The following is a 21,850-nucleotide window of genomic DNA, read 5'->3' as shown; positions in this document are numbered from 1 at the left end:
GTGAGGACTCAAAACCGTACCACCCCGGCGGGCGCGCTCCGGCTCGCCACCAGTCCACCCACGGCCCGCTGCACCACCAAACCCGTCGATTGGCTCCAACTCTTGACGACTTTATCGCGGTCGTGGCCTTCGTTGACCTCAATGGCCGATACGATCACTTCCGCCAGCTTGGTGTGATCAGACAAACCGATCACGCGCTGCCCCAGCAGATCGGTCCAACGGTCGCGGACCTCGCGCGGCTGACTGCGGGCGTGCGCACCCTCTTCCACGATGATGTGGAAAACGTGGTACATCCGGCTCACCATCGTCAGCAACTCGCGTGAACTCAAATCGCGTTGCGGCGGATCGCCAAGAAAGCGGGTAATCGCGGCTCCTGGTAAATCCGCAGGCGGTTCCTCATCCCCCACCGTGAACAGATAACCCTTCTTGCCGCGCTTCTCAAAGCAATCGATAGCGGTGTGCATGGCAGCGAAATACCACGGCAAGGTGTAAGACTCGCAGGAATTGCCGCCGCCGCCCTTTTCCAGCCAGAGTTTCTCCAGTTGTCGGGCGATTCGGATATCGGCCTCGAACTGGGTCACCTGCAACGGCGCACGGTCGCACAGCACATCACCGATGCCCATGCACAGGATATGCGGGTCAGAAACCGGCTTGCGGGCCAGGATTTCCTCGACCATCGTGCCAAGGCCCTTGCGCGCCAACGCATCGGCAATCATCCCCATCGAACCGGTGACATCCAGCCCGACGATGATGGCGGTTGCTGCCGGATTCAGCTCAGAATCGCGGGATTCCCGGACGGTAACGCCCAATGGATTCAGTTCTTGCTCGATCCCGCGCGCCGCAAACACGGCATCGGTACTTTTACCCGTCGTCGAAGCGGCATAAGCACTCCAATCAGTGGGATTCCAACGTGCGCTACCCATGGTTTTTCTCCTAGTTGATCAATCAATAAACGTCCGCAAGGGACACCTGCTACTCGACAAACCGGCGTTTGCCGAAGCTGTCTTTCAGCACCTGATTGGCCCAGGTCTGATACTCATCAACCGCGCTGCGCTGCGCCGGTCGCCGTAACCAATCCAGCATCGGCGGCGGCACCGCTTTTGCACGGCTTAGCCGCATTCCGCTGATATCGCCCAGCAATTCCCGTCCCACGGCCCGAATCAATTCCAGATCGGTGCGGCTATCGCCCCGTCGATTAGTCATCACCTCAAACGGTGCGTAGTTGATGGTCATCGCTGGCGCGGCTCGCATCGCTTCCCCCTGCCGCACTGCGTACCACCAGCCGCCCAGCAGGGCACCGCTGTGTTGGGCGGGCGAAATGAACCAGTTGTCGGCGGAGATGGCGTTGTGCGCCAGTTGCGCGTAATCCAGATAGCAGGCGACATTCAGCAGGGAACTGATGATCCAGGCGACATGCCGGGCGTCGATTTGCCCACCGAGATGCTCCAGCAGATCGCGCAGCAAGACCTGATCTGCGCCTTTTTTCAGCACCACGACCCGGCCTTCGGCCGTTGCAAACTGGCTGACCACTTCCGGCAGATAGCGGTTGATCTCCGCCGCCATTCGGGGATCGGCACAGGGCAAGCGGCCGATGACCGCCAGCGCGTTGTCGAACAGATCGGCGTAGTCGTTCTCGATGACATAGGCCACGACCTCCTTAGCGATAAACTGCCGACCCAGCTCGAAGGCGCGCTCCTTGCGGTAACGAATTTTGTAAGTCGCCCCATCGGTCGCTTTAATCATCAACAAGCCTGGCGTTTGCCAGATGCCGCCGCGCAATTTTTGCAGCGCGGCTTCGTAGAGCCGGCTGACATGCTGGAATACCTCGGTGGTGCCGGTATCCGGGCAGCGATCCGGGTGCCAACGCGCCGCCAGTGCCCGGAATTGCTGCTTCATCGTTGCTTCATCTGCGCTAAACAGCCGTTCCGGCTCCGTAGCGCCAATGGCCAGCAGGGCTTCAGCCGTCAATACGATCTTGTCATTCATCACGACCACCTCCATGGCGGAAAAGACTAACATACTTAAATGTAATTTGCAAATAACAATTAAAAAATATTTTATTGAACTTTGATTAACAAAGGGATATATAGTGATTATTGTTATTTTTTAATAACATTTAATAACAAAAGGCGACCATGGAAACTGACCCAAAACCCCTGGTGATGGTCGATGCTGCGCTGTTCACCATCCGCAACCAACAGCTTTGTTTGATTTTGAGCCGACGAAAGGAACCACCGTTTGAAGGCGCATTCGCTCTATCAGGTGGCTTTGTTCATGTTCAGGAGGATAGCGATACCGAAATGGCGGCCCGCCGGGTGATTCGTCACAAGATCGGCTTTGATGCGCCCTATCTGGAACAGTTGTTTACCTTCTCCGGGGCAGCGCGTGATCCGCGTGGCTGGTCGGTCAGCATCGCCTATTACGCGCTGATCCCCTGGGCCTTGGTGGAGGGAAATTCATCAATTAGCACTTTTCCAGTCGAAGAGGTGCCCGCTCTGCCGTTCGATCATGGCCAAATTGTCGCCAAAGCGGTGGAGCGGCTGCGTGGCAAAGCCACCTATTCCTCACTGCCGATTTTTTTGTTACCAGCCGAATTCACCATGAACGACTTACACCAGATCTATGAGCAAACCATCGGGACACGGCTGGACAAAGCTTCGTTTCGACACAAGATTCTGGAACAGGACATTATCGAGCCGATCACCGGTCATTTTCGCGTCGGCGCCCATCGTCCCGCCCAGTTCTACCGGCTTTCCAGCAAGGCCCTTACGCCCTTCGAGCGAAAAATCTGATAGAGTTTCCGCCTCCAGCTAGGCCGGGTTGAACAATTAAAATCGCTCTCACAAGCGTTATCAGGGGGTTGGATGGGTATTTTGGCAAGTGCTTGTAAGACGCGGATCAGTGGTCCGGTTCCGACTAAACCACTGACGCCCGCGTCGGCGCATATCATTTCAATGCAGCGGATGCTTGGCCGGGTTGGCCAAGACATCCCACGCGCGGAGTTGGCGTGAAACGGCGGCTTTGTGGCTGCGCCTTGGGCGCGCTGATGGCCGGCATCGCGCCCGCTCATGCCGAACGCGGCTATGCGACCGATGCCTGTACGGTGCCGGTGCAAAGCGGCCCGGCGCCGGGATACAAAATCGTCCGCATGATCGGCAGCGGCACAGCGCTGGAGATTCTTGAGCCTAACACCAAAGGCTATACCAAGGTCAGAACGCCTGAAGGAACCGCCGGCTGGATTATGAGCGAATACTTGATGGAACAGCCCAGCGCTCGCAATCGGGTCAGCCAACTGGAAACGCGCATCACCACCCTGGAGAATGAAAACCGTACCTTGCGCGGCGAAACCGAAACGTTGCACACCTTCCGCGACACCGCAAACCGCTGCGGCGAAGAGCTGGCAACGGTCAAGCGCACAGCCGCACAAACCCTGGAGATCGACGAGGAAAATCGCCGCCTGCAACAAGAGATCGAAGCCTCTCACACGCGGCAGCAGCAGTTGGAAACCGAAAACAGCACTTTGCGCGATCAATCGCGCCGCAACTGGTTTCTCGCCGGGGCCGGCGCCATGTTCGGCGGGCTACTGCTGGGCCTGATCATCCCGCGTCTTTCCTTTGGGCGCCGGCGCCGGTGGGATCAGTTTTAACAGAGCCAACACAGCGATCCCATTGCCCCACAACGCTTAGGCTGCACCATGCACCCTTCTGGCTGTGCCGAATGCAGGCAGCGGCGAACCGTGCTCCGGGGAAAGGCTCTAACCGGTAATTTATCGCCGATTGGCCGCTTTATCTGAAGCGATGGCTTGGCCACGCACATCGGAGGGAATAGAAGACATGATGGCTTCACCACTTGCACTCGCTGCTTCGGACGCCAGGACCGAACCCTGGCACAAAAATCTGCGCCACGAACTTGGGGCCGAACTGATCGGCCCGCGCCCCACCTGGTGGTGGACCGGCCAGCCGCCTCAAGATTGCCCCGGCCGGCAACCGGACGGCACGTTAACCTCCCTACCCCTACCCGATCTGGCCAGCCACAGCCGCCAACAGGTCTTGGATTACTTCGATAATACCTGGACACTGACTGAGATCCTGCTCGCCGGCTTGTGCGGTGAGGAAGCTTTCTTCCGCCCGCCCTATCATCACTTGCGCCACCCGATGATTTTCTACTACGGGCATCCGCCGGTGCTATACATCAACAAGCTGCGGATCGCCGGCTTGATCGAAAAGCCGCTGAACCCCTATTTCGAGCAATTGTTTGAGACCGGCGTCGATGAAATGCGCTGGGATGACATGTCCAAGAACGAGATGCTGTGGCCCAGTATCCAGGAGGTTCACGCTTACCGCCAACAGGTGTATCGCACGGTGCGAGGCGTGATCGAAACGCATCCCGACCTGGCATCCGGTCATGCGCCGATCACTCCGCAACATCCGCTCTGGGCGCTGTTCATGGGTTTTGAACACGAGCGGATTCATCTGGAAACGTCCTCAGTCCTGATCCGCGAGCTGCCGCTACCCTTCATCCAGCGACCCGCCGCCTGGCCAAAGCTGCATCCCAGTGCCGACCGAGTGGCCGAATTTCCACCCTGCCATGGTTACGACTACCCCGCTAACGCGCTCATCACCGTGCCAGGCCAGTCGGTGGCCATGGGCAAGCCGGCCGACTGGCCCTCTTATGGCTGGGACAATGAATACGGTAGGCGGGAAACCGCGCTCCAGCCGTTTCAGGCCAGCCGCTATCCGATCAGCAACGGCGAGTTTCATATCTTCGTTACCGAAGGCGGCTATCGGGAACAGCGCTACTGGTCAGCCACCGGTTGGGAATGGCGTTCGTTCCGCAACCTGAAATGGCCGACCTTTTGGATGTTGGATGGACCGGCTGGCTTGCACCGCTACCGGTTGAGAACCTTGTTTGAGATCATCGACATGTCCTGGAGCTGGCCGGTCGAGGTCAACTATCACGAAGCCAAGGCGTACTGCGCCTGGCGAACCGAGCGGGACGGCGTGCCTTATCGGTTGCCCAGCGAGGCGGAACACCAGGCATTGCGCAGTCCCCAGCAGTGTGCGGCGGCTACCATCAGCACGCTCATTGATCCGGTCATGCGCGCCGATGGCGCCACCCTGGCCAGCCAATGGGGCTGGAATTGCAATCTGGCCCACGGCTCCTCCAGCCCAGTGGATGCCGGTCAACCGGCTGCAACCGGTTTTCACGATGTCTTCGGCAACGTTTGGCAATGGCACGAAGACCACTTCAACCCGCTGCCCGGTGCCAAGGCACACCCGTATTACGATGATTTCAGCACGCCCTGTTATGACGGCCAGCACCAGATGATCTTGGGTGGCTCCTGGGCCTCTACTGGCGATGAGGCTGGCCTGTGGGCGCGCTTCCACTTCCGCCCCCACTTTTTTCAGCACGCCGGTTTTCGGCTGGTGCAAAGCGACACGGACGGCGGTGCCGTGCGCCTGGATCAGGCCGGTACGGCAGGTCAGGTGTACGAAGACCCGCAGATACTCAATGAATATCTGTTGCTGCATTACGGCGCAGCGGCGGATCAGATGCCTTACGCTTTCGGCCCGTGCGACGCGGTGGATTTTCCGGTGCGCTGCGCCCTCTGGTTGCTGGATGCCGCACGCGAATATGGCGTGACAACGGGTCGAGCGCTGGATGTTGGCTGTGCGGTGGGACGCGCCAGTTTCGAGCTGGCGCGCGAGTATCGCGACGTGCTGGGCGTCGATCTGAGCCGGGCGTTCATCGACGCTGCCGAGACGTTGCGGCGTGAAGGCGAATTGCGCTATCTCCGCAAGGATGAAGGTGAGCTTGGCGTGATACTGAACGCAATGGTCGATCCAGCCATCGACCGGAACCGGGTGAGTTTCCGCCAAGCCGATGCTGGCTCACTACCGGCGGAGTTGGTGGGGTTTGATGCCGTGCTGCTGGCCAATCTGCTGTGCCGACTGCCTAGCCCCAAGTCGCTGCTGGGACGGCTAGGTGGCCCACGGGGTCTGGTCAAACCCGGTGGGTTGCTGGCGGTGTTCTCGCCCTATAGCTGGCTTCCCCAATTCACCCCGCCGGAAGCCTGGCTGGGTGGCTATGAGCGAGATGGGCAGCCGATCAACAGCGCGGTGGCGCTCTCGGCCTTGCTGGCCGCTGAGGGTTTCGAGCTGTTGCGTGAAACCGATGTTCCTTTGGTTATTCGGGAACACGCCCGCAAATACCAATACATCGTCACTCATGCCGGATTATGGCGACGGCGCTGATCGCTCAGCCACCCCTGCTCACACCCTTGCCTGGTGGTCCGCCATCAGGCGGTGCCACACGCATCCCCTCTTCAATACGGTCACTGGGATGCAGGATGACGGCCGATCCCTCGCGCAGCCCGCCGGTGACTTCGGCCTCGAAGCTGTTGATATGACCGATTTCGACCGGTTGCAGCGAGACAGCACCGCCAGGGTCGATGGCATACACCGACCAGCGGTCGCGCTTGCGGAACATGGCGCCAATCGGCAGTTTGAGCACGTTTGGCGCCTCCCAAATCTGGATCGACACATCGACCCGATAGCCGTGGCCGATCTGCCGCCACGCCGCCGCCGGGTCCGTGAATTCAAGGATCACATTCACTCGTTGCTCTTCGATACCCAGAGCGGAGATTTTGGTAAAGCCAAACGGCTCCACCCGCTGTACGACACCGCGCAAACCCTGATCACCGCCCCAGCCTGTGAAGGTGGCGGGCGCACCGACGGCGACCTTAGCCGCATCATCCGAGCGCATTTCAACCAGCACCTCCAGGCGGCTCGGATCGCCCACATCGAACAGCGGTTCGTTAGGGGCCACCGTCGCTTCACTTTCCTTGAGCTTGCGTAACAGGACGCCACTCACCGGTGCCAAAACGGGGGTGGTCGGCGGCTCAGCGGCAGAGGCGTTGCCTGCGCCGGCTTTCTGCCCGGCTGTGGTTGGTGCAATCAGCGCCGCCTTGGCGACCGCCAGGTCTGCGGTTTTGGCATTCAGGTTATTCTTGGCAACGGCCAATGCCGCACGCTTGGTACGCGCTTCCATCTGTGCCAATTCCAGCGCACGCCCCGTGACGACACCTTTGCTGATCAACTCTTGATGGCGTTTCAGTTCCGCCTCGGCGAAAGCCACTTCAGCTTCAACCCGCTGTAGATCGGCAGCGGCGAGATCACGCTGTGCCTCAGCCGAGCTGACCCGCGCTCGCATTTCGGTTTCCTCGCGCAGATCTTGAAACCGCACTTGTGGGGCTTCGATGCGGGTTAACACCGTTTTACCGGCGACCACCGGATCGCCGACAGCCAGTTCGACCCGCCGCATCCGGCCCGCAACGGTGGCCGAAACCGTGTAGAGGTCCTTGATGCGCGTTCTGCCCTCCTCGGACACACTGACTTGCATCGACCCACGAGTGATTTTGTGAGTATCAACCGTCGGCGGACGCGGTGCCAGCACCGGCAACAACGCCAGCACGACGACAGCGACGAAAACAGCGCCGATCAGGATGCGGCTTACCGGAACTTGCATAGCGAATCTACTCTCCGCATCAGCGCGGTAAAAATCTTAAAACGGTTCATTATCAATAGATTAAAATAAGTTAACGCAAAAAAACCATCCGCGTGGGCAAATGCAGACCTCTAAAACCGGCTTAGCATACGCCAGACCCGCTTTCTGAGATAACCCCTGCTATGCGCACTAGGTGCCATCGGCGAAGCGTTCCGCGATGGCCTTAAATTCATCCTGGATAGCCAGGAAGGCGTCGGTTATGTCTGGGTCGAAGTGGCTTCCCCGGTTGGCTTTGATGAATTCCGCAGCGTCATCATGGGAGAAAGGCTCTTTGTAAATCCGCCGATTGACGATGGCATCGTAGATGTCGGCGATAGCCATCAGACGAGCCGAGATCGGAATGGCCTCGCCCGCAAGTTTTTGCGGATAACCAGTGCCGTCCCATTTTTCGTGGTGGGAATAGGCGATTTCTTTGGCAAATCGTAAAAAATCCACCTTGAAACCCAGTTTTTTCTCGGCATTTTCGATGGCGTCCCTACCCAGAGTGGTATGGGCTTTCATGATTTTATATTCGGTGGCCACAAAACGCCCCGGTTTCAGGAGAATGCCGTCAGGAATGCCAACCTTGCCGATGTCGTGCAGTGGCGCCGAGCGAAACAGCATAGCGATGGTGTAGTCAGAAATAAACGACTGAAAGCGGGGATGGCAGCGCAAATGCTCGGCCAGGGCCTTGATGTAATATTGGGTGCGGCGGATATGGTTGCCGGTTTCGTTATCGCGGGTTTCGGCCAGGGACGCCAGGCCGAACAGCATGACCTCCTGGATGGCGCGCACCTCTTGAGTGCGCTTATCAACGATTTGTTCGAGGTAGACGTTCTTGTCCCGCAGGAAATCCGCCGCCGCCTTGATCTGGAGTTGCGCCTTGACTCGCGCCATCACAATGGGGGGGCTGATCGGCTTGGTAATGTAATCAACGGCGCCCAGTCCCAGCCCTTTTTCTTCGTCCTCAATATCGGTCTTGGCGGTGAGGAAGATGATCGGGATATCCCGAGTTCGCTGGTCGTTTTTTAAGCGGGTGCAAATTTCGTAGCCGTCGATGCCGGGCATCATGATGTCCAGCAGGATCAGATCGAGCAGGTCAACGCTGGCCAGGATATCCAGCGCTTTTTGCCCTCCGTTGGCGATTTTTACCCGGTACAGGCCCTTAAGGACGGTTCCGAGCAGCGACAGACAGTCCAGGGCGTCATCCACCACCAGAACCATCGGGCGTTCACCGGCTAGCGATTCAATCGTCATTCTCATCCCCCCGCAATGATGGCGCCTCTAGCGCTGGTCGCCGGGGCGATATTAAGTTTTGGATTTCAGAATGGCCAGCGCGGCATCAAAATCGAAGCCCTCCACCTTATCCTGTAGCGCGTCATATTGCTCCTGAAGCAGGGCCTGTAATACATCCCGGTTGGCGGCAAGGAAATCCGTTGCGGAAGCGTCGCCATCTTTGAGCAAGGCTTCCAGCCTGGAGCGGATGGCGCCTTGACGAATCCGGTCCACAACGGGTTCGTTAACCGTATCAGCCGGTTTTTCGTCGGTGAACGACGTATCGCTGGGCAGCGCGGCGGTAATCGAGGCGACGATCCTGCCAAGATCGGCGGAAAATTCACCCAGGGTTCGCATGACCGTGCTGCGTTCTTTCCCACCACGCAGGGCTTGCTCCAGGGTTTCGGCGCTCCGCTGCACGCCCGTAGCCCCGATGTTGCCGGCCAAGCCCTTGACGGTATGGGCAATCAATTCGGCTTCCTTGAGATTGCCCATGCCGATAGCGCTGCGGATTTTGAGCGGCGCATCTGCCTGGCCGAGGATAAACCGACGCAGCAATGACCAGTAGACCTCCTTTTTGCCGAGCACCCGTCGCAGACCCTGGTTCATGTCCAGTCCCTTAATGGGGTCGCCCTGGGCCAATGGCGTGTCGGCTGAGGGTTCTTCCATACTGACCTCGAAGTGAGGCGGCAACCAGCGCCGCAGAACCTGAATCAACTGTTCTGGATCAATGGGCTTGGCGATGAAATCGTCCATTCCCGCCTCCAGGCAGGCATCCTGCTCCTGCTGCATGGCATTGGCCGTCATGGCAACGATGGGGATGGACTCCAGGGCGGGGTTCTTGCGGATTTGCCGGGTCGCTTCGAGGCCATCCATGACCGGCATCTGCATGTCCATGAACACCAACATATAATCGGTCTGGCCGATTTTCTCCAGGGCGATCTTGCCATTTTCGGCAATATCGATTTGCAGGCCAGCTTCCCGCAATAACCCCAGCACCACCTCCTGATTGTCTTCGTTATCCTCCACCAAGAGGATGCGCTCACCGGAAAAAGCATGGCCGGCATCGTCATGCACGGTCATGACGCCATGGGCGGCAACCTCGTTGCCACCATAGCGCAAGGTATGGTTCATCACCTCCATAGTGGCATCGAACAGCGACGAGGGGGTGATGGGCTTGGTCATCACCTCCCTGATGCCCAGTTGCGAAGCGTGCTCCCGCACCTCCTCCCGGTCGTAGGCGGTCAGCATGATCATACCCGGCGGCAGGGTAAGAGTCAGGTCATTGATGCGCATGGCGGTCTGGAGACCGTCCATCTCGGGCATCCGCCAGTCGAGATAGACCAGGGCATAGGGCTTGCCCACCCCATCGGCTGTGCGCAGTTCCCTCAATGCCTCTGGGCCGGAACTGACCGCAGTCACCTTAAGGGAAAGGGTGTTCAAGACATCGGTCAGCACTAGGCGGGCGCTTTCGTTGTCGTCCACCACCATCACCCGCAGCCCGCGCAGGTCGGGATGCAAGGCGCGTGCGTTACCATCGCTGCCGACCACCACGGTGCGCGCGGTAAACCAGAACAAGCTGCCGCGCCGGTATTCGCTTTCGACGCCGACGGCGCCGCCCATCAGCTCGGCGAGGCGCTTACTGATCGCCAGGCCAAGACCGGTGCCGCCGTATTTGTGCGTGGTGGACATGTCGGCCTGCTGGAAACTCTGGAAAAGCAAGGCCTTTTGCGCATCGGTCATACCGATGCCGGTATCGCGCACCTCGAAACGCAGCACGATGTCCTGACCCTCCAACGCCTGCACCGAAACGGCAATGAAAATCTCGCCCACTTCGGTGAATTTGATGGCATTGCTCCCGTAGTTGAGGAGAATCTGGCCGATGCGCAGCGGATCACCGATGAGAAAACGCGGTACGTCCTCCTCAATGTTGAAGATGAGTTCCAGCCCCTTGGCATTGGCTTTCTCGCTCAGGATATTGGCGATGTTGTGGAACACCTTCTCCAGATCGAATTCGGTCTTTTCGATGGCGAACTTGCCGGCTTCGATCTTCGAGTAATCCAGGATGTCGTTGATGATGCCCAGCAGATGCTGGCCGGCGTCCTTGATCTTGGTCAGGTAATTGCGTTGCTGAATGGAGAGGTCGGTGCGCAACGCCAGGTGGGACATGCCGATAACCGCATTCATCGGCGTGCGGATTTCGTGGCTCATGTTGGCCAGGAAATCGGATTTTGTCTTGGCGGCCGATTCGGCGGCCTCCTTGGCCTCTTGCAGGGCGAGGCTGGTGGCCTCCAGGTTGGCCGCCTGCTTGACAGTCGCCTCCAGCAATTCCTTGGTATGGACGTTACGGAAGAGAATACCGATATGGGGCGCGATCACCTGCGGCAGTTCGTTGAGCAACTCCCTCCGCTGTTCGGATAAATCGCCCACCAGGCCCAGTTCGATGAACAGGCTCGGTACCTGATCCATGATGATCGGCACGATGACGATGGTGTGGGGCGCGCTGGCGCCGATGCCCGACTGAATGCGCGGGTAATTGGCCGGAATCTGGTCGAGGATCACCAGTTTCCTGGTGCGCAAAGCCTCACCGACCAAACCTTCGCCAGCGGCAAAAGCGATTTCTCCGGCGTCGTTTTCTATCGTGCCATAGCCGGCCACCCCCTTGATCTGGCTGCTCTTGTCATCTTTCAGATAGACCAGGGCGTTGCCTGCCATCATCATCGGACACAGGGTTTCCAGCAGGGTGCGGGCGAATTTTTCCACCGAATCGGCCTGATGCACCTGCTCGGTGATTTCGGTCAGGCTGGCCTTGATCCATTGCTGCTTTTCGATGCTCACCTTGGCCACCCGGAAGGATTCCAGGGCCTCTCCCAGGTTGCTTAGCTCGCCTAAAGCATCCTTCAGGCGGAAGCGCACGCTGGTATCGCCATCCGTCAGACTTTGCGTATTTTCGGTCAGGCTTTTAAGGGGTTTGGCGATTTTGCGCTCGAAGAACAGCACCATGGCCAGAATGACGGTGACGAAAAACAGGAAGATGGCACCGATAGCGATGGTCTTGTAAAGCACCGCCGACACGGCCAGGGCTTCCTGCTCCTTGAGCAGACGGGCTTTGATCTCGGCCCGGGTTTGCACCAGAGGGGTAATGATGGTCGCCTTGCGGCGTCTGTATTCGTCGCCGAAGGCAATGTGGATCGCCTGTTGGGTGTCCCCGCTGCCGGCGGCAGCAAAGGCTTCGTTTTCAAGGACAATCAGCGCATCGGAGTTGGCTTTGCTAGTTTCAATCTGATCCAGTTCGGTCGGCAGGAGGCCAATTTCCCGCAGGGTGATGAGGGCTTTATCCCGTGCCTGGGTAACCGACAGTTCCACCTGAAAATCATTTTTGTAACGCTCATCGCTGGTGGCGGCATAGCCCCGAATCGCGGTGGTCAGCACATCGCTGCCGTAGACCAAGTTGTCGATGGCCTAGCCGGCCATCAGCAGCTTGGTCGTCGTTTGTTCCTGCTGGGCTATCAGGCGGTAGGAGTAGAGCAGCGACCCAATGCCGATCAAGGCCAGGACGCATAAGAAAACTGTGATAATCCGGCTTGATTCCTGATGCGCATGACCCCTCCTCAGGCGGACTCGACTACTGGGAGATTTATGATGCAGCTATCGCCAAATGAATGCAGCAATCTGGCGGACTGGCGGGCTTGACCCAGCGATGGAGGTGAGTCGCAGTCGGTGTAGTTCCCGCATTGCTGCAATTTTATACGGTAGCAGAGAGTGTTTACACTACAGAAGGATGAAAATTTCATACCATATTTGGTATTAAAGAATAAACCACCAAAACTTTCCGTAGCCTGTAATAAAGTATTTTTATTTTTTAAATCAATTGATTGGATAGATTTTAGCGCTCTAATATACAGACACTCTCGGAGAACCCGCTTGGCAATGGGAATGGCCATGGCAATAATTGAATGATTCACCACTGCGTATTGCAAGCCTATCTAAAGAGGTATCCATCATGGCCGGTAGCATAGGAACAGGACCGCTTGGCACCGTAGCTAACACCCAGCCGCCAAGTACCGGAACACTGGCGAAATCAGCCCAGCAACCCGCGGGCGTCACCGGCGGCAGAACCTATTACAGCGAGTCGTCAGATCCCTACTACCGGTCCAGAGGCGAAGCCGCCGCCAGTCGTGAACGGACGCGATTCGGCCAGCGGCGCGCGGCGGCCCGCGAGCAGGGCCAGAGTTATCTGGAAGCGGATATTCATTATCTCCTAACCCGTCGCAAGGAAACTCTCCATAAATGGTTTACCCTCTTGAAATGGCTCCGGGAGGGCTTGCTTAAAAGCGGTGATCCGGCCCGGAAAGCCTTGCTTTACGGTATCCGCGTCGAAGCAAGCGGGGCACAAGTGCAAACCCATCGCGCCGATACGGAAGACAGCCATAGCGCCCATCTAATGCATTGCAATCTGCGCTTTACTTATCGGGACAAGCGCTGCGAGGCTTATGATCTTCTGCAAGGTCAGCGAGCCAGCACTCAAGACTATCAGGCGTTCGTCAAAAACATCTTTGCCGATACGGCAAATGTCTTTTCGCTTATCAATGAAATAGACAGCTATCTGGAATCACAGGGTGCCAAGAGCGAGCTGGCGGCGATTTCCGCGCAAATTCTGCAACAAGGCTTAGAGCCGACTGTCGCCCTCAATCAATATCTGGAAAGCTATCAAGCGTTGATCCGCCGCTGCAAAGACGAGGATTATCCTGAAGTGATTCGGCGCTACGAAGCGGGCGATAATTCACTAGAAGCCCGACTTGCCAAGCACCAAAGTGTGAGCGGCGATATGAAAAAGCACCGGAAACGCTCCCTGTTCGATCTCTATCTCAACTATTTCAGCCAGGCATCGAGCGAGACGAGTATCTCCGATTACGCCTACCGCTCGCGTCACCAAGAGTGGGGCACAGCGCCCAATCGCCTACTTTGAGCGGTTAGCCCGCGAACCCTCACCGACTTCAGCCGTAGTACGGATCCAAGCTCCGATACTGGGGCAACAGGCTAAATTGGCCCGGTGCCACGAGTGCGATCCGATCCGAAATTAACCGCAGAATGTAATTGTGATCGTGTGCGCGGACGGCCATTTCTGGCGAGTAATAGACCGCGAACGGTTCACCGCGCCGCTTGAAGCGACGGATTTCTGGCGATGTAGATTCCAACATGGTATGGCCCTCGAAAGATCATCTCTTTAAGAAAATTAATGCATATATAGCGCCATAACCTAAACGTGAGCTGAAAAAGCTTCAGAGAGATGGCTTTCGAGAGGGTGTTGACCTGCGAAACCACTAGGTAGAAACCTGGTTTAGCGAGAATCGCCGCGACGGCTATGGGCGATGGCGCGACGATGTTGCAGGAAAATATAGCGTTCCAGCGCTTCCTGAAGGGATTCACTCGGCTCTTGGAATCGAGTGCGGGTTTCCCAGCCACCGGCAAACGCCACCGTTTCGGTGACGCGGGCATGGAGAACCAGTGGGCGGGGATAATTCAGGTTGCAATACAGATCCAGCCGCAGCGCGCAGTCGGTAGCGAGTGGCTCGGTATCGCGCCAGATCAGGCCGGTGGTGGTCAGCGTCAGCGCACGTTCCGGCGGTATCGCCTGCTGGCGCGCATACAACTGGCCAACCAGTTCCAGCAGAACCCCGACCTTGAAATCCAACCGTTTCAATTCATTGGCACTCGCCAGCGCAACGGGATCATCGCCGGAATCACCGGCATGAATCTCCAAGGCGAACAGCGTGCGCAGGTTAGCGAGGTTGCTACGCTCCAAGGTTTGCAACTCGATTGCATCAGGTAAATTCGCCAATTGATGCCAAGCCAGCGGTAAGCGGCCGGCGAATACCAGGCCAGATGAGGATGAATCGGCAGGGGTGGCGGTCATGATGTGGATACCTCAAATCTTGATTGGAATCACGATCATCTGGATTTCGCGCAGGTGCAGTCGGCGTTGCATGGCCAGCGGCGTATGATTGTGTAGCCACGAGATTAACCAACTCTCGTTCTCGAAGATCAGCTTGCTGCTTAAGCAAACCGCGTTCGGGTAATCGGCGACGACACCAGTCACCAGCTTCTCCAACTCGGTCTCCACATCAGTCCCATAGGCCGCCCGCGAGATGGCTGCCAATCCCTGGCTGTGGCAATAGTTGACGTAATAGCGCAAGGAGTTTTCGATTTGATATTGCAAAGAGCGCAACGCCCCCTTGCCGCCATAGCTCTCCGCGTCCACCTCGCCAACGCTCAAAAAGATGAAATTCTTGAAATGACCGGCGAAGACCTCATTGAGCCACTTCAGAGCGTACATACCCAGACCCCGATTTTTACCGATCAGAAAAATGGCAGTCGGCTGATCGGGCACCAACGGCGGTTCGGGTAATTCTTCGCCCCAATTGGGCCGAGGTGCGTACAGGGCGTCGATCTTTCGCAACTGCTGGCGGACATACTCGTAATGGTGCTTGACCAGAGCGAAGCTCGTGATCAGTAGGCCGGTAATCAGTAGTGTCAGCCAACCGCCTTCGGTGAATTTTTCCACGACGGTCACGACCAAGATACCGCCGGTCACTGCAAAACCGAGCAAAGACAGCATCAGGCGTGGTTTCCAACGGGCTTCATCGTAGCGACTGGTCCACCAGTGTTTGCACAGACCCAACAGAGACAGCGAAAAGGTAATAAACACATTAATGCTGTACAGCACCACCAGCACCGACACATCGCCGTCGGTCCACAGCAAGATGCCGAGAGCACCCAATCCCATCAACAGAATGCCGTTTTGGGTCACCAACCGGCCGGATAGGTTGCGAAACTGTCGCGGCACCCAGGAATCGACCGCCATGTTTGCCAGCACAGTCGGTCCACCAAGAAAGCCGGTGTTAGCGGCGACAAACAGCAAACCGCCTTCCAGCAATAACACCACCGCGAGCAACCCGTGACTCACTACCGGATTAAATTGCCAACTGTTGATAATGGCACCGAACGTGACCGCGTTCAGGGTTTGATGAGCGACAAATTGCGCATTCCACAGCAAGTACAGAAGAATGATGCCACCGGCGGTGAAACTCAGTGAACCGGCCATATACAGCATGGTGTACTTGCCGTTGCGAACACGCGGCTCACTCAACATATTGACATTATTAGAAACCGCTTCCAGCCCGGTGTAAGTACCACCACCCAATGAATAAGCCCGCAGAAACAAGGCCGCCGCAAACGCCCAGCCCATTTGCTCGCTGAGTTGCCGAGTTTCGTTGATGGTGTCCGGGATTAAAGCCGGCAACCCTTCGGCGTGTGCGACGATGCCGTAGATAATCAGGAAGGCATGGGTAAAGAAGAAGCCGAGAAAAATCGGCAACAACACCTTGATCGATTCCTTCATGCCCCGCAGGTTGAGCACGATGAGTACGATGATCAAACCAATCTCGGCAACCAGCTTGTAGGCTTGGGCACCGGGTGGTAACAAGCTGAACAGGGCATCCACGCCACTGGCAATTGAGATAGCGATGGTCAGCACATAATCCACCAGCAGCGCCGAACCCGATAGCAGACCGGCGCGCGGCCCCAGCAACTGTGTGGCGACTTTGTAACCGCCGCCGCCGGAGGGAAACAGTTCAATGACCTGGTTGTAGGCCAGGGCGATAATGAACACCGTCAGAAATGTAGCGACGGCCAGGTAAAGGCCAAAATGGGTATAGTGACCCAGCGCCAGGAACGCTTCTTCAGGGCCGTAGCAAGAGGAAGACAGCCCGTCGGCACCCAGCCCGATCCACGCCAGAAAAGCAACCAAGGCCAAATTGTGCCGGATTTCCGGGTTCAGCGGATCATAAGGCTTACCAAGGAGCACTTCCCTGAATTTATCGAAGGACGGCATAGGCATTTCTCATTGTTGGTCTGCTGCCGTCGCCAAATATACTCCAAAAGTCCTCGTTCCTGGGACCATGCTGGCCGCTTACGCTGAGGTTGGCCAATCGGGGGGAAACCGGGCGGGTGCTGGGGAGATCGTTCAAACCATCGAAGTCACTGATGGGAAACGCACTGTGACTGCCAAACCTGAACCGTCTGCGGGTGAGTCCAGGTCGATGCGCGCGCCATAACGATCCGCGATGCGCTTGACAATGGCCAGCCCAAGCCCGCTACCCGGCACGGTAGCCTCGGCACTGCGATAGAAGCGGTCGAATACCCGCTCGCGCTCCTGCGGCGGGATGCCGGGCCCGGTATCGTGGACAATCAGCCAAGCCTCCGTTGCGGCCGGTTGCACCGCCACATCGACCCGGCCACCGGCAGGGGTATAGCGCAGCGCGTTATCGATCAAATGATCGAGCAGGGTGCGCAATTCAGCAGGATCGGCGACGACATGAGCCGATGCACCGGGCAGCAAGCCCAAATCAAGTGCTCTGGCCTCGGCAATGGCGGCCTGGGCCATCACAGCAGCGGTAGCAAGTCCCCGTAAATCGATCATTTCGCGCCGAGCAGGAGGTTGAGCCTCCAGCCGAGCCATGACCAGCAGTTGTTCAATCAGGTGGGTAGCACGCTCCAGGCCCGCATTCAAATCTCGCAGTGCGCCGGCCCGCTCCACGGCATCGGTAGCCCGCCCGGCCAGCTCGGCTTGCAGACGAACGGCAGTCAGCGGGGTGCGCAGCTCGTGGGCGGCATCGGCGATGAACTGGCGCTGATGATCAAGCGTTTGGGCCAGTTGCGCCAACAGGTCATTCAGGGCGTGAACCAGGGGGGCGATTTCCACCGGTAACCGAGTAGCGCCGACCGGTTCCAGCGCACCGGAATGGCGGTTCTGGATTTCATGAGCGACCCGCTGTAAAGGTCGCAAGCCGGCGCCTACCCCAAACCAGACCACCAAGCCCATACCCGGTAACAACAGCAGAAACGGCGCCAAGTTATGGAGAGCGATATCGGCGCTCATGCGTAGCCTCACGGCAACCGGCTGCGCGATTTGCACGATCCGGTCTCCGGCATGGAGCGCGAACAGCCGCCAGGGTTCATCGCGCCAGACCAAATCGGTAAATCCGCCCTGGGCTACAAAAGGCAATTGCCGTTGACGATCCGACACATAGAGTAGATTTCGGCTTCGATCCCAGATTTGAACCAGTAGATCACCGCCGCTGTCGGTTTCGGCTCCTATCGCCAAAGCCAGCAGATTTTGGTTACGCAATGCCAGCGCGGTCTGTTGGAACTGGTAGTCGAAGAGGGTATTGGTTTCTAGACGGGCCTGCCGGTACATGGCATAGCCGGCGATGACAAGTACCAGGGTCAACCCGGTCAGCAGCCACGTCAGCAGCCGCTGGCGAATGGAATTCACGGGGCGTCCGCCCGTGTGCTGTCGCGCCGTCTGACCGGTAATAACAGGCGGTTGCAGCTACTGGGTGTGATTGGGCGAGCGCAAACGACGAATCGCAGCCAACCACTCACGCGCCAAGCGTTGCCGCTCCTGACGAGGACGCGCCTGATCGGTCGCGATGAAATACGCGCGCATGGCTTCAAGGGCGACTCGGGTTTTTTCCTGAGAACCGTCACTGGCAGGGCTATGAATCATGGTGGCTTCCTCGGTGGCAATGCATAGAAATAAAAGAAAAATGAACCAAACTGCTGAGGGCCACCGATAAACCACCGCTGACGCGGCTGGCTCTATCAGTTCTCTCGATTAGAGGACTCGGAGGAGTGTGCGAGGAAATCACGGATAAATCGCCGCACTTCCCGTGATGCGGTCGTATCGGCCGCCTGGCACGCCTCAATGAAGGCATCGCGCAGCCCTACTTCGATCCTCACCACCAGCTTCACGTCCTCTTCCTCGTCAGACTTTTGTTTTTTTTTCTTACCCATCAGCGAGTTCAAATTAACGTATATACGCTGATCATACCTTGTATATATTTTTTGTCAACAAGCCAAAAAAAAGCCGCGCCCTATGCAGGACGCGGCAAGAGTGGGCCTACCACAACTAATACCTAATAATTGATCTTTGACCTCATTAATATAGTTACAATATAGCATTTAAAAAATAATATTTCAATCTCATACACAATAAACGATAAAAATATTATTCCAGTGTAATTAAAATGAGTGAATTAGCAATCCATAGTTCACTTAAACGGCTAAAAAGGTGGACCATCGGGAAATCAACTATCCAACGAATTCAAGCCCAACCGTTCCAAAATACCCTCGCACTCCTCCAAATTGGCAAAACCGATTTCGATGCGGCCCCGACCACGGACCGGGTCATACCGCAGCTTCACCGCCGCCGCCAGACGTTCCTGCAAGCGTTCTTCTAGCTGAACGAGATTAGGGTCACGCGCAGGAATAGCGTTAATCGGTGAATCAGCAACCAGTAATGCCCGGCGTCGTTCCAGCTCACGCACACTCCAACCGGCCCGCACGGCCTGCTCCGCAAGCTGTACTTGCGCGACAAGCGGCAGACTGAGCAGGGTTTTACCGTGACCGGCATCCAATTGCCCCTCTTCGATGAGGCTTTGCACTTGAGGCGCCAGATCAAGCAATCGCAACGCTTTACTGATGGTGGGTTGCGATAAACCAACCAGTTCCGCCAATCGCTCTTGGGTCAGACCGAACTCTTCGTGTAACCGTCGCAACGCCCGCCCCTCTTCAATGGGATTCAACTCACGACGCAAAAGATTCTCTACCAGCGCAATCGCGGCAGCAGTGCGGTCATCCGCCTCACGAATCACGGCGGCCACCCGTTGCAAGCCAGCGCGTTGGGCCGCACGCCACCGCATGTGTCCGGCTAAAATCTCATAGCGACCATCAGGCAACGGGCGGACGACGAGCGGCTCAATCACCCCGAAGCGGCGAATACTTTGCTCCAAGTCGGCCAGATAGGCTTCGTCAATCCGCTGGCGCGGCTGATACCGACCGGCAACCAGCCGATCTAATTCCAATAGCTGCACGGTGCCGTCATCGCCGTTCAACAGGCTGCCATCAAACCCGTGACCTCCGGTGCCGATCCAATCACCCAGACTCTTCAACGGCTTGTGGCGACTCATGAGCTAGCCCCCACCCGATGGCTCTCACCCGCTTCGATCCCGCTGAGAACCTCTTGCTGCCAGATCTGGCGGGCCGCCAATAAAATTTCGCTGTTGACGCCATCCAACATCATGATCGCCCGGTTATAGGTATCGCGGGAGCCGCGCGGTTGGTCGATTTCATAGATGCTGAGCTGGTCGCTGGCCGATTTCTGCAATTCCTTGGTCAGGCCCATGCGATTGCTGAGCAGCAACTCGCCGTAAGCGCCATTGATGACGGCAATGTTATTGAGCGTTTCGGTGCTGCCATCCACTTTGGTCAGCAGGATGCAGAGCCGCTGCACATTGATCTCCCGCTCGTACAGCGCACAAATCTGCTCCAGGATGCGGAAGTACTGCACGCTGGAGGAGATATCGTACATGTGGGGCACGATGGGCATGACGATCAAGTTGGCGGCCGCGATGGCATTCAGCGACAGCATGCCCAAAGAAGGCGGGGTATCCACTACGATCAGATCGTAACGATCTTCGAGCGTCTTTAGCGCCCGATGCAGCCGCACCGGCGGTGGCCCCAAGGTTTCGTTCTGGCGCTCCTCCGGCTGCGATAGCCGCCAATCGGTGTATTGCAGCGCCAACCGCGCTGGAATCAGATCCAGGCTTTCCCAATGCGTCCGCTTGATGGCTTGGGCGATCAGCGAAGGGGCCTCGGCCAACGCGGGAAACAGGTCATCACCATCGCTAAGATCAAGATCGGGAATAAACCCGAAGGCACCGGTCGCCGTCGCCTGGGGATCGGCGTCAACCAGCAACACCCGATAGCCCTCCCGCGCCAGATATTGGGCGAAATGCAAGGACATGGTGGTTTTCGCCACCCCACCCTTCAGATTGGAAAACACGACCCGTACACAACTCGCCCCGGCCGGTCGGCTGGGCCGTTTGCCGATGGCGGCGCGCAGGCGGTTCACCTCGTTGTAGTTGTAGATCCGGCGTTGGATCGAACCCGCATCGACGAGCCGGGGTTGCGGCAAGTCACCGCGCGTTTCCAGATTGCGGATATGGTTGGCGGTACAGCCGGCCAACTGAGCCGCCCGCTCAATACCGAATTCGGGCAGCGTTTTAACGGTGTGGCGCGCTTCCAACGCATCAAGCAAGCGCCGTTGCATTTGCCCGCCGCGTTCCGCCGCGTTGCGGCAGAGCGTCCGAAAATTAAATCGCATCGCTTGCATGAGAGGCTCCACATAAAATCAATCCATTGTTGATTTTATCGCATTTGAACCCAATTTTCGCATTAAAGCGAATGCGTGAATCACAGCGGCCAATGACCAGCTAACGCGGATTTTTAGGCCACACTCCAGAAAATAGGCCGCCAAAGAATTGACGGATCGGCGGTCTCGTCGCTGATTTTTAGCAGCGTGAGTGCATTTGCCATGGCAGCCGTCGAGGCAACGGCAAGCTTGTCACCACAAAGGGAGAAAATAGCCGCTGTTCAAGAACAGTAGAGGAGGAGAGAAAACGACGGAAAAAATAGTGGCCGGCGCGCTGGGCGCACTTATGCCTTGGCAATGGGCTGGGTGCTACCGCTAAACACCTTGCGGGTCTCTTGATCGTAGAGAAAATCCAGCGAATCGCGGCCGCGCAAAATAGCCAACGTCCGCTCGACATGATGACGGCTGGCAGCGATGACGGTGCCGTTCACCTCATTTTGCTGATGCACCTGCTCAGTGGCTTGCGTCAATGCCGCCCAGAGCTTGCCGGCTTCGGCCCGCTCCGGCACCGGCAACGTCTCCAGATAAGCGGCCAATCCCTGGGCGTCAGCGCTGAAGCCGAGCGCCTGTAAATCATGCAGCCGATGAGCGATCAGTCCGCGCAGGTCATCCAGGCAAACGTGTTTTTCAGCGACCGCGTGCTCCAAACCAGCCACATCACGCGATTTCAGCGCATCGTATTCGGCCGTCAACAGCCGCTTCAACCGCTCAACCGCCTGCAACTCGTCCCGTAGCAGCGCCGCCAGGTTCATG

The 21,850-nt window shown here is 57.5% G+C and carries 18 protein-coding genes; 4 read left to right on the top strand and 14 right to left on the bottom strand.

Annotated features, from left to right (window positions below):
• Nucleotides 1–8: 8 nt before the first annotated feature.
• Both BN873_RS10410 and BN873_RS10405 read right to left on the bottom strand, forming a co-directional pair.
• Entirely contained in the window at nt 9–923 is a 915-nt protein-coding gene (locus tag BN873_RS10410; protein WP_048673524.1) for a hypothetical protein, read from the bottom strand.
• A gap of 49 nt (nt 924–972) precedes the next feature.
• Entirely contained in the window at nt 973–1,986 is a 1,014-nt protein-coding gene (locus BN873_RS10405) for a J domain-containing protein (RefSeq protein ID WP_048673523.1), read from the bottom strand.
• Nucleotides 1,987–2,135: 149 nt separating this feature from the next.
• On the opposite strand from BN873_RS10405, the gene BN873_RS10400 reads away from it, so the two are divergent.
• The 3 genes from BN873_RS10400 (at nt 2,136) to ovoA (ending at nt 6,254) form a co-directional block, all read left to right on the top strand.
• On the top strand, nt 2,136–2,792 hold the full coding sequence (locus BN873_RS10400; protein ID WP_048673522.1) for an NUDIX hydrolase: 657 nt from the start codon (nt 2,136–2,138) through the stop codon (nt 2,790–2,792).
• Between the two features lie 215 nt (nt 2,793–3,007).
• Nucleotides 3,008–3,646 (top strand): TIGR04211 family SH3 domain-containing protein, encoded by a 639-nt coding sequence (locus BN873_RS10395; protein ID WP_048673521.1) that lies wholly within the window; start codon nt 3,008–3,010, stop codon nt 3,644–3,646.
• 187 nt (nt 3,647–3,833) lie between these two features.
• A complete protein-coding gene (gene ovoA, locus BN873_RS10390; RefSeq protein WP_242434412.1) occupies nt 3,834–6,254 on the top strand; it encodes a 5-histidylcysteine sulfoxide synthase in 2,421 nt (806 codons plus the stop codon).
• Nucleotides 6,255–6,258: 4 nt separating this feature from the next.
• On the opposite strand, the gene BN873_RS10385 is transcribed toward ovoA, so the two are convergent.
• The 3 genes from BN873_RS10385 to BN873_RS10375 all read right to left on the bottom strand — a co-directional run bounded on the left by BN873_RS10385 (nt 6,259) and on the right by BN873_RS10375 (nt 12,270).
• On the bottom strand, nt 6,259–7,527 hold the full coding sequence (locus BN873_RS10385; RefSeq protein WP_048673520.1) for an efflux RND transporter periplasmic adaptor subunit: 1,269 nt from the start codon (nt 7,525–7,527) through the stop codon (nt 6,259–6,261).
• 168 nt (nt 7,528–7,695) lie between these two features.
• Complete coding sequence (locus BN873_RS10380) at nt 7,696–8,802, bottom strand: response regulator (protein WP_048673519.1); 1,107 nt, start codon at nt 8,800–8,802, stop codon at nt 7,696–7,698.
• Between the two features lie 51 nt (nt 8,803–8,853).
• Entirely contained in the window at nt 8,854–12,270 is a 3,417-nt protein-coding gene (locus BN873_RS10375; RefSeq protein ID WP_053085297.1) for a hybrid sensor histidine kinase/response regulator, read from the bottom strand.
• A 553-nt stretch (nt 12,271–12,823) separates the two neighbouring features.
• On the opposite strand from BN873_RS10375, the gene BN873_RS10370 reads away from it, so the two are divergent.
• A complete protein-coding gene (locus BN873_RS10370) occupies nt 12,824–13,789 on the top strand; it encodes a hypothetical protein (RefSeq protein WP_048673518.1) in 966 nt (321 codons plus the stop codon).
• Nucleotides 13,790–13,817: 28 nt separating this feature from the next.
• Here the strand turns inward: BN873_RS10370 and BN873_RS10365 are convergent, their stop codons facing one another.
• The 9 genes from BN873_RS10365 to BN873_RS10325 form a co-directional block, all read right to left on the bottom strand.
• Nucleotides 13,818–14,021 carry a hypothetical protein gene (locus BN873_RS10365; RefSeq protein ID WP_048673517.1) on the bottom strand — a complete coding sequence of 68 codons (204 nt, stop codon included), beginning with the start codon at nt 14,019–14,021 and terminating at the stop codon, nt 13,818–13,820.
• A 140-nt stretch (nt 14,022–14,161) separates the two neighbouring features.
• Nucleotides 14,162–14,737 (bottom strand): PilZ domain-containing protein, encoded by a 576-nt coding sequence (locus BN873_RS10360; protein ID WP_048673516.1) that lies wholly within the window; start codon nt 14,735–14,737, stop codon nt 14,162–14,164.
• A gap of 12 nt (nt 14,738–14,749) precedes the next feature.
• On the bottom strand, nt 14,750–16,714 hold the full coding sequence (locus BN873_RS10355; protein WP_048673515.1) for an APC family permease: 1,965 nt from the start codon (nt 16,712–16,714) through the stop codon (nt 14,750–14,752).
• Between the two features lie 132 nt (nt 16,715–16,846).
• Nucleotides 16,847–18,157, bottom strand: a complete 1,311-nt coding sequence (locus BN873_RS10350; protein ID WP_048673514.1) for an ATP-binding protein — start codon at nt 18,155–18,157, stop codon at nt 16,847–16,849.
• A gap of 57 nt (nt 18,158–18,214) precedes the next feature.
• Nucleotides 18,215–18,391 (bottom strand): hypothetical protein, encoded by a 177-nt coding sequence (locus BN873_RS20395; RefSeq protein ID WP_171820453.1) that lies wholly within the window; start codon nt 18,389–18,391, stop codon nt 18,215–18,217.
• 95 nt (nt 18,392–18,486) lie between these two features.
• Nucleotides 18,487–18,678, bottom strand: a complete 192-nt coding sequence (locus tag BN873_RS10340; RefSeq protein WP_048673512.1) for a hypothetical protein — start codon at nt 18,676–18,678, stop codon at nt 18,487–18,489.
• Between the two features lie 293 nt (nt 18,679–18,971).
• A complete protein-coding gene (locus BN873_RS10335; protein WP_048673511.1) occupies nt 18,972–19,853 on the bottom strand; it encodes a ParB/RepB/Spo0J family partition protein in 882 nt (293 codons plus the stop codon).
• Nucleotides 19,850–21,058, bottom strand: a complete 1,209-nt coding sequence (locus tag BN873_RS10330; protein ID WP_048673510.1) for an AAA family ATPase — start codon at nt 21,056–21,058, stop codon at nt 19,850–19,852. The genes BN873_RS10335 and BN873_RS10330 overlap by 4 nt, the downstream gene beginning before the upstream one ends.
• 323 nt (nt 21,059–21,381) lie before the next feature.
• Nucleotides 21,382–21,849, bottom strand: a complete 468-nt coding sequence (locus BN873_RS10325) for a flagella synthesis protein FlgN (protein WP_048673509.1) — start codon at nt 21,847–21,849, stop codon at nt 21,382–21,384.
• Nucleotide 21,850 lies beyond the last annotated feature (1 nt).

Source organism: Candidatus Competibacter denitrificans Run_A_D11 (assembly GCF_001051235.1).
GTDB lineage: Bacteria > Pseudomonadota > Gammaproteobacteria > Competibacterales > Competibacteraceae > Competibacter_A > Competibacter_A denitrificans.
Note: the sequence above shows the minus strand (reverse complement) of the source record. Positions and strands in the feature narration are given on the sequence as shown.

Excerpts from the sequence above, each read along its gene's own strand:
- BN873_RS10410 (WP_048673524.1), bottom strand. The coding sequence starts at position 923 with ATGGGTAGCGCACGTTGGAATCCCACTGATTGGAGTGCTTATGCCGCT.
- BN873_RS10405 (WP_048673523.1), bottom strand. The coding sequence starts at position 1,986 with ATGAATGACAAGATCGTATTGACGGCTGAAGCCCTGCTGGCCATTGGC.
- BN873_RS10400 (WP_048673522.1), top strand. The coding sequence starts at position 2,136 with ATGGAAACTGACCCAAAACCCCTGGTGATGGTCGATGCTGCGCTGTTC.
- ovoA (WP_242434412.1), top strand. The coding sequence starts at position 3,834 with ATGATGGCTTCACCACTTGCACTCGCTGCTTCGGACGCCAGGACCGAA.
- BN873_RS10385 (WP_048673520.1), bottom strand. The coding sequence starts at position 7,527 with ATGCAAGTTCCGGTAAGCCGCATCCTGATCGGCGCTGTTTTCGTCGCT.
- BN873_RS10380 (WP_048673519.1), bottom strand. The coding sequence starts at position 8,802 with ATGACGATTGAATCGCTAGCCGGTGAACGCCCGATGGTTCTGGTGGTG.
- BN873_RS10370 (WP_048673518.1), top strand. The coding sequence starts at position 12,824 with ATGGCCGGTAGCATAGGAACAGGACCGCTTGGCACCGTAGCTAACACC.
- BN873_RS10365 (WP_048673517.1), bottom strand. The coding sequence starts at position 14,021 with ATGTTGGAATCTACATCGCCAGAAATCCGTCGCTTCAAGCGGCGCGGT.
- BN873_RS10360 (WP_048673516.1), bottom strand. The coding sequence starts at position 14,737 with ATGACCGCCACCCCTGCCGATTCATCCTCATCTGGCCTGGTATTCGCC.
- BN873_RS10355 (WP_048673515.1), bottom strand. The coding sequence starts at position 16,714 with ATGCCGTCCTTCGATAAATTCAGGGAAGTGCTCCTTGGTAAGCCTTAT.
- BN873_RS20395 (WP_171820453.1), bottom strand. The coding sequence starts at position 18,391 with ATGATTCATAGCCCTGCCAGTGACGGTTCTCAGGAAAAAACCCGAGTC.
- BN873_RS10340 (WP_048673512.1), bottom strand. The coding sequence starts at position 18,678 with ATGGGTAAGAAAAAAAAACAAAAGTCTGACGAGGAAGAGGACGTGAAG.
- BN873_RS10335 (WP_048673511.1), bottom strand. The coding sequence starts at position 19,853 with ATGAGTCGCCACAAGCCGTTGAAGAGTCTGGGTGATTGGATCGGCACC.
- BN873_RS10330 (WP_048673510.1), bottom strand. The coding sequence starts at position 21,058 with ATGCAAGCGATGCGATTTAATTTTCGGACGCTCTGCCGCAACGCGGCG.
- BN873_RS10325 (WP_048673509.1), bottom strand. The coding sequence starts at position 21,849 with ATGAACCTGGCGGCGCTGCTACGGGACGAGTTGCAGGCGGTTGAGCGG.